The organism is Vulcanococcus sp. DEBay_Sum22DG08_74 (genome assembly GCF_017852955.1).
In the GTDB taxonomy this organism is placed as follows: Bacteria; Cyanobacteriota; Cyanobacteriia; order PCC-6307; family Cyanobiaceae; genus Vulcanococcus.
In genome coordinates this window covers 1-7,116 of record NZ_JAFMKL010000083.1, presented here as the reverse complement: position 1 = coordinate 7,116, position 7,116 = coordinate 1, and the positions used below count along the sequence as shown (strand labels likewise).

Genomic DNA, 7,116 nt, shown 5'->3' with positions numbered 1-7,116 from the left:
CCCTGGCCAACGCCTGTTGAACGTGGAGGCCGAGGCGTCGGCCTTGGTGGCGGCAGAGCGCACGGCCCTGAATCTGGCGATGCGCCTGTCGGGAATCGCCACGGCAACGGCCCGGCTGGTGGCTGAACTGGAGGGCAGTGGCATCCAATTGGCGGACACCAGGAAGACCACGCCCGGTTTGCGGGTGCTGGAGAAGTACGCCGTGCGCTGCGGCGGTGGGGTCAACCATCGCCTCGGCCTGGATGACGCGGCGATGTTGAAGGAGAACCATCTGGCCTGGGCCGGTGGGGTCGCTGCAGCGATCGCCGCTGTTCGCTCTGCGGCCCCTTGGCCGGCGCGCGTCATCGTGGAGGCCGAGACCGCCGCCGAGGCCCAGGCCGCGATTGAGGCCGGAGCCGATGGGGTGTTGCTCGATGAGTTCAGCCCCGAGGCCCTGCTGGAGCTCGTCCCCCAGCTGCGGGCCCTGACCAGCCGCCCTGTGGTGCTGGAGGCTTCGGGGGTGCAGCCGGAGCAGCTTCGGGCCTATGCCGCCACAGGACTGGATCTGATTTCCACCAGTGCACCGGTGACCCGCAGCAGCTGGCTGGACCTGAGCATGCGCTTCTCCAGCTGAGTTCATTCCCGCGGAGAGGGATGATCTGAAGATCTCCCCCGCATCTCCATGCTTCGCATCGCCCAGTCCCTGGAGAACCAGCTGCGCGATGCAATGCAACGGGCATTCCCTGAGGCGGCTGCGGCGGGCCAGGCCTTCGATCCCCAGCTCGCGCCGGCCAGCAAGCCCGAATTTGGTGATTTTCAGGCCAATGGCGCCTTGCCCCTGGCCAAGCCCTTAGGCCAGCCCCCCCGCAAGATTGCCGAGGCGGTGGTGGAGCAACTCAAGGCGGACGAGGGCTTCATGGCCCTCTGCCAGGAGCCGCAGATTGCTGGCCCTGGCTTCATCAACATCACGCTTCAGCCCGAGCGTTTGGCGGCGGAGGTGCAGCAGCGCCTCGGGGATGCCCGCCTCGGCGTGCCGGCTGTGGAGCAGGCCGCTCCTGTGGTGGTGGACTTCTCCAGCCCCAACATCGCCAAGGAGATGCACGTGGGGCACCTGCGCTCCACGATCATTGGCGACTCCCTGGCCCGTGTTCTGGAGTTCCGCGGACACCCGGTCCTGCGGCTGAACCACGTCGGCGATTGGGGCACCCAGTTCGGGATGCTGATTACCCACCTCAAGCAGGTGGCCCCCGAGGCTCTGGAGACCGCCGATGCGGTGGACCTGGGCGACCTGGTGGCCTTCTACCGCGAGGCCAAAAAGCGCTTCGACGAGGACGAGGCCTTCCAGACCACCTCCCGGGAGGAGGTGGTGAAGCTGCAGGGGGGCGATCCGGTCTCCCTGAAGGCCTGGGGGCTGCTCTGTGACCAGAGCCGCCGAGAGTTCCAGAAGATCTATGACCGCCTGGACATCCGCCTGAGCGAACGGGGGGAGTCCTTCTACAACCCCTATCTCGAGGGGGTGGTCCGCGACCTCGAGGCCACGGGGCTGTTGGTGGTGGATGACGGAGCCGGTTGCGTCTTCCTCGAGGGGGTCAGCGGGAAGGACGGCAAGCCTTTGCCGGTCATCGTCCAGAAGAGTGATGGCGGCTTCAACTACGCCACCACTGACCTGGCGGCGATCCGTTATCGCTTCGGCTCAGCCCCGGAGGGCGATGGAGCCCGCCGGGTTGTGTACGTGACCGATGCCGGTCAGGCCAACCACTTTGCGGGGGTGTTTCAGGTGGCCCGCCGCGCCGGTTGGCTCCCCGAGGGGGCCCGTCTGGAGCATGTGCCCTTCGGTCTGGTGCAGGGGGAAGACGGCAAGAAGCTGAAAACCCGTGCCGGTGACACGGTGCGCCTGCGGGATCTGTTGGATGAGGCCGTGGAGCGCTCAGAGGCGGACTTGCGTCGCCGCCTGGAGGAGGAGGGCCGCAGTGAGGACGAGGCCTTCATCGCTCACGTGGCCAACACCGTCGGACTGGCGGCGGTGAAGTACGCCGACCTCAGCCAGAACCGAATCACCAACTACCAGTTCAGCTTTGATCGGATGCTGGCCCTGCAGGGCAATACGGCTCCCTACCTGCTCTACGCCGTGGTCCGCATTGCTGGGATCGCCCGCAAGGGCGGCGACCTGGATGCCGCTTCCACAGGGGGGCTTCAGTTCAGTGAACCCCAGGAATGGGCCCTGGTGCGGGAGCTGCTGAAGTTCGATGCGGTGATCGCCGAGGTGGAGGAGGAGTTGCTGCCCAATCGCCTCTGCACCTATCTCTTTGAACTGAGCCAGGTCTTCAACCGCTTCTACGACCAGGTGCCCGTGCTCAAGGCTGAGCCAGAGGCCCTGCCGTCTCGCCTGGCCCTTTGCCGTCTGACCGCCGACACCCTCAAACTGGGCTTGGGTCTGTTGGGTATCCCAACGCTGGATCGGATGTGATGGAGCAACCGTCGCCATTGGCTCGCCCCGAGGTGGAGAGCCTGCATGCCTACAGCGCCCCCCTGGAGGGACGCCGAAAGCTCCTGCGGCTGGATTTCAACGAGAACACCGTCGGCCCAAGCCCCCGCGTAGTTGAAGCGCTGCGGTCCATTCCCGCCGATCACATCGGCATCTATCCGGAGTACGACGGTCTTCGCGAAGCGGTGGTCGCCAACCTTGGGCTCCCGCTGCAGCCCGAGCAGGTCGGTCTATTCAATGGCGTTGATGCGGCGATTCATGCCGTCTTCCACGCCTATGGCGACCGCGGTGAGACGTTGCTCACCACCTCGCCAACCTTTGGTTACTACACCCCCTGCGCTCAGATGCAGGGGATGGTGATTGAGGCCGTTCCCTACGTCGGTGCGTCCTTCGCGTTCCCTCTGGAGGCGATTCGCGAGCGCCTGCAGGCCCTGCAGCCTCGTCTGCTTCTGATCTGCAACCCCAACAACCCCACGGGAACTCGCTTGGCTCCGGAGCTGATCCTTGAGCTCGCGGCCGCGGCTCCGGCAACCCTGGTGGTGGTGGATGAGCTCTACGAGGCCTTCACCGGTGACAGCGTGCTGCCCACGGCCGATTTCGCCGCCACTCCGAATCTGCTGGTGCTGCGCTCCTTGGCCAAAACCGCCGGCCTGGCGGGGCTGCGCATCGGCTTTGCCCTGGGCCATCCCTCGGTGGTGGATCGCATCAGCCGCGTCACGGGGCCCTATGACATCAACAGCTTTGCGGTCACCGCGGCCTTCGCGGCCCTGAAGGATCAGGCCTACGTGGATGCCTACGTGCAGGAGGTGTTGCAGGCCCGCACCTGGATGGCCCAGCAGCTCCTAGCAGCTGGAGTGCGCCACCACATCGATGGTGGGAACTATCTGCTGGTTTGGCCGAAGAACGATCCAGCACGGATCGATCAGGGTTTGCGGGAGGCGGGAATCCTGGTGCGAGCAATGACCGGTAAGCCGTTGATCGATGGCTCACTGCGGGTCAGCCTGGGAACCACAGCGCAGATGCAGCAGTTCTGGGCGGCCTATGCCGCCCTGGAAGGACTCGCGGCCTAGCGCATGACGTCGATCTGGGTGCCCTCGCCGAGCTTGCCCGGCAGGCTCAGCACCCGGCCGACCCGTTTGACGCTGGTGCCCTTCATGGCTTCCAGGAAGGGTTCGACGCTGCTTTGGTCGCAGTTCGCCGGGGTTTTGCCGCTGACGTACTGCACGGGGATCACCCGCTTGGGGGCTAGCTCACGCACCACCGCCGCGGCTTCCGCCCCGTCGTAGACCTTGGCGCCGCCGCCGACACCGACGATCAGCACGTCGGGCTTGCCCAGCAGCACACGATCCTCAGGACTCAGCTGGGCGGCTGTGCCACCGAGGTGGGCAAAGCTCAGGCCGCCCTGGTTCCAGCGCCAGAGGGTGGCCTGGCCGAAGCGCCGACCGCCAAAGCGGTCATGGGGTGCGGAGATGCCTTCGATCTTGAGGCCGGCGAGGCGGTAGGAGCCCGGTTGGCTCAGAAACTTGCCTTTCGCCACTGGAGCCCCTTCATCCAGCAGCAGGCTGCTGGCGAGAATCACATTGGCGCTGACCCGGGGTTCCGCCAGTCCTGAGGCGCAGGCCACGGCCTTGAACGGGTTCACCAGAACCTTGGCGCCACCGCCTTGGATCAGCAGGGCGCTGTGGCCGTAGCTGGTGATCGTCACACCGGTGTTGGCACTCGCCGCCAGGGGCAGGGCGACGGCTGCGGCAGCCAGGGTGCGGATCAGCAGGGCCATGGAGCAGCTGGAGTTGGGCCGAACGTTAGCCGGCTGCCGCTTGGGCCAGGAAATTTCCAAGGAGCTGATGACCGCTCTGGGTGAGGACGCTTTCCGGGTGGAACTGCACCCCCTGCAGATGGGGGTACTCCCTGTGGCGCAGGCCCATGATCGTGCCGTCTTCGAGCCAAGCGGTGATCTCGAGGCAGTCGGGCAGGGACTCCCGCTCGGCAATCAGGCTGTGGTAGCGGGTGGCCGTTAGGGGGTTGGGCAAGCCGGCGAAGACCCCAGCACCCTCATGGAGCACCGGTGAGGTCTTGCCATGCATCAGCTCCTTGGCTCGGATCACCTTGCCGCCGTAGACCTGGGCAATGGATTGATGGCCCAGGCAAACCCCCAAGGTGGGGATCCTTGGGCTGAGTTCTCTCAGGACCTCGAGGCAGACCCCGGATTGATCCGGGTCGCCGGGGCCCGGCGAAATCAAGATGGCGTCGGGGTTGAGCTCACGGATCTGCTCCAGGCTCAAGGCGTCGTTGCGCTCGACCCGCAGGTCTTCAGTGATGGGGTGGTCGGCCGCCAGTTCACCCAGGTACTGCACCAGGTTGAAGGTGAAGCTGTCGTAGTTGTCGAGAACGAGAAGCATCAGCCCTGCAGCCAGGGCACCATTCAAACGCCCAGACGGACCAAGAGGGCGGGGAGCACCAGCAGCGCCGCGATCACCAAGGAACTCAGGGCCGCCACCAAGACCGCTGCGGCGGCGCAATCCTTGGCGATTCGAGCCAGGGGGTGAAATTGCCGGCCGATGGCCAGGTCGACCACCGCTTCGGTGGCGGTGTTGATCAGTTCCAGCACCAGGACGGCGGCCACGGTCAACACCAGGACGGCCAGTTGGGGCAGGGGCAGCTGCAACCAGAGGCCCAGGCCAAAGACACAGGCCCCGGTCACCACATGGATGCGGAAATTCCGCTGGCTGCGGAAGCCGTAGATCAGGCCCTGGGCGGCATAGCGAAAGCTGGCCGGCAGATCACTGGCGACCTGCCAGGCTCCGAGCCGCCGCACCTTATTGCCAGCACCAGTTCCCGCCTCGCTCGCCTGATGCAGGCCTCGCCTGGAGGTTGGATCCGGGTCCTGGGGTTGAAGCATGGGCAAAGGCGACTGGTGCAGCCCTTTGGCCGCACCCTACCGCTGCTGGGTCCCGGCGAGAAGCTGCTGCTGCCTCTGCAACATCGCCTCGAGGCTGGCGTCGTCGGGATGGTCCCAGCCCAGCAGGTGCAGCAAGCCATGGGTGGCCAGGAACAGCAGTTCCTCCCGGAGGTTGTGCCCGTGTTCCGGGGCCTGCCGCGCAGCGGTTTCGACGGAGATGACGATGTCGCCGAGCTCCAGGGCATCGAGCAATCCCTCCTCCCCGTCGAAGTCGGGCATGGGGATCGCTGGGGCGTCGTCTAGGCCGTCGTCCTGGGCGGCGAAGGCCAGCACGTCCGTCGCCCCTTCCTTGTCACGCCAATCGCTGTTGAGGGCAGCGATCTCTTCGTCGTTCACCAGGCTCAGGCCGAGGCTGTAGGCCGGCGCCTGGAGGGGCTCTGGGAGTTCGCCCTTGAGCTGGCTCAGCCAGCCGTTGATCAGTGAATGCCAGGGCTCGATCCCCTGGATCGGATCGCAGAGCTCAGCGGCAGCCTCAACCAGGGCTTCCGGTAGATCCTCCGCGGCCTCAAAGGCCAAATCCAGGTCGGGTTCGGCCGTCATCGCTTCAGGCTCCAGGTACTTGGGGTTTGCCCAGCCAGGCCACCAGGACGATGAAGCCGACAAACCCCAGGGCGGTCAGGCCGAAGTGGAACAGGCTCAACTTGCCCTTGCGCACCATGTTGCGCATCGCCAGTTTCGTGAAACTGGGGTTCTCACCGGCCGCGCCGGAGGTCTCTTGCGTCGTGGGATCAGTCATCGCTGCTGGCTCCGGCCACTTCGACGCCGGCATGCAGCAGGCTCTGGATGAAGGGATCGAGATCGCCATCCATCACGCCTTGCACGTCGGTGGTTTCGTGCTGGGTGCGCAGGTCTTTCACCATTTGGTACGGGTGGAAGACGTAGTTGCGGATCTGGTTGCCCCAAGCCGCTTCGACGATGTCGCCGCGGATGTCGGCGATCTCAGCGGCGCGCTGCTCCTGGGCGATCACCAGCAGCTTGGCCATCAGCAGGGCCATGGCCTTTTCCTTGTTCTGGAGCTGGGAGCGCTCCTGGGTGCAGCGCACGAACAGACCCGTCGGGATGTGGAGGATGCGCACGGCGGTCTCCACCTTGTTCACGTTCTGGCCGCCGGCGCCGCCTGAGCGTGAGGTGGTGATCTCCAGGTCCTTTTCGGGAATATCCAGCTTCACCTCCTCCTCGATCTTGGGCATCACCTCCACGCCCGCGAAGCTGGTTTGGCGCTTGTCGTTGGCGTTGAACGGTGAGATGCGCACCAGCCGGTGGGTGCCCTTCTCGTTGCGCAGATAGCCGTAGGCGTAGCGGCCCTCGATTTCAATCGTGCAGCTTTTGATCCCCGCCTCTTCCCCGTCGCTGAGTTCGTCCACGGTCACCTTCATGCCGTGGTCTTCGGCCCAGCGGGTGTACATCCGCATCAGCATCAGCGCCCAGTCCTGGGCGTCGGTGCCGCCGGCGCCGGCATTGATGCTGATCACGGCCCCCTCTTTGTCATAGGTGCCGCTGAGCAGGCGCTCGAGCTCCCAGCGATCGAGGTCCGCCCGCAGCTTCTTCAGCGCTGCGTCCGATTCGCTGAGTAATTCGTCATCGGGCTCGAGCCCATAGATCTCAACCGTGGCCTCGGCGTCGGCCACGGCCCCCTGCCACTGGCTCAGCTGCTCGAGCTGGGCTTTCACCTCATCGAGCTGGCGCATCTTGG

Annotated in this window: 9 protein-coding genes; 3 read left to right on the top strand and 6 right to left on the bottom strand. The window is 65.6% G+C overall.

Features of this window, described 5'->3' with window-relative positions; translation table 11 throughout:
• The 3 genes from nadC to QZ184_RS08785 all read left to right on the top strand — a co-directional run.
• Positions 1-613: carboxylating nicotinate-nucleotide diphosphorylase (nadC, locus tag QZ184_RS08795; protein ID WP_296419139.1), on the top strand; the 613-nt coding region annotated here is incomplete at its 5' end.
• Between the two features lie 48 nt (positions 614-661).
• A complete protein-coding gene (gene argS / locus QZ184_RS08790; protein WP_296419138.1) occupies positions 662-2,446 on the top strand; it encodes an arginine--tRNA ligase in 1,785 nt (594 codons plus the stop codon).
• Positions 2,446-3,534, top strand: coding sequence for a histidinol-phosphate transaminase (locus QZ184_RS08785; protein ID WP_296419136.1), 1,089 nt, complete (start codon positions 2,446-2,448; stop codon positions 3,532-3,534). The genes argS and QZ184_RS08785 overlap by 1 nt, the downstream gene beginning before the upstream one ends.
• Here QZ184_RS08785 and QZ184_RS08780 read toward each other — a convergent pair.
• The 6 genes from QZ184_RS08780 to prfB form a co-directional block, all read right to left on the bottom strand.
• Positions 3,531-4,241, bottom strand: coding sequence for an MBL fold metallo-hydrolase (locus tag QZ184_RS08780; protein ID WP_296416570.1), 711 nt, complete (start codon positions 4,239-4,241; stop codon positions 3,531-3,533). The two genes, QZ184_RS08785 and QZ184_RS08780, sit on opposite strands and share 4 nt — an antisense overlap.
• A gap of 25 nt (positions 4,242-4,266) precedes the next feature.
• Positions 4,267-4,863 carry an aminodeoxychorismate/anthranilate synthase component II gene (locus QZ184_RS08775; RefSeq protein WP_296419134.1) on the bottom strand — a complete coding sequence of 199 codons (597 nt, stop codon included), beginning with the start codon at positions 4,861-4,863 and terminating at the stop codon, positions 4,267-4,269.
• Positions 4,864-4,886: 23 nt separating this feature from the next.
• Complete coding sequence (locus tag QZ184_RS08770) at positions 4,887-5,363, bottom strand: diacylglycerol kinase family protein (protein WP_296419131.1); 477 nt, start codon at positions 5,361-5,363, stop codon at positions 4,887-4,889.
• 36 nt (positions 5,364-5,399) lie between these two features.
• On the bottom strand, positions 5,400-5,963 hold the full coding sequence (gene ybeY / locus QZ184_RS08765) for an rRNA maturation RNase YbeY (protein ID WP_296419129.1): 564 nt from the start codon (positions 5,961-5,963) through the stop codon (positions 5,400-5,402).
• A 4-nt stretch (positions 5,964-5,967) separates the two neighbouring features.
• Positions 5,968-6,159 (bottom strand): DUF3285 domain-containing protein, encoded by a 192-nt coding sequence (locus QZ184_RS08760; protein ID WP_010313447.1) that lies wholly within the window; start codon positions 6,157-6,159, stop codon positions 5,968-5,970.
• Positions 6,152-7,116, bottom strand: a 965-nt coding sequence (gene prfB, locus QZ184_RS08755; RefSeq protein WP_296419127.1) for a peptide chain release factor 2, incomplete at its 5' end; no start/stop codon positions are given. The genes QZ184_RS08760 and prfB, both read right to left, overlap by 8 nt.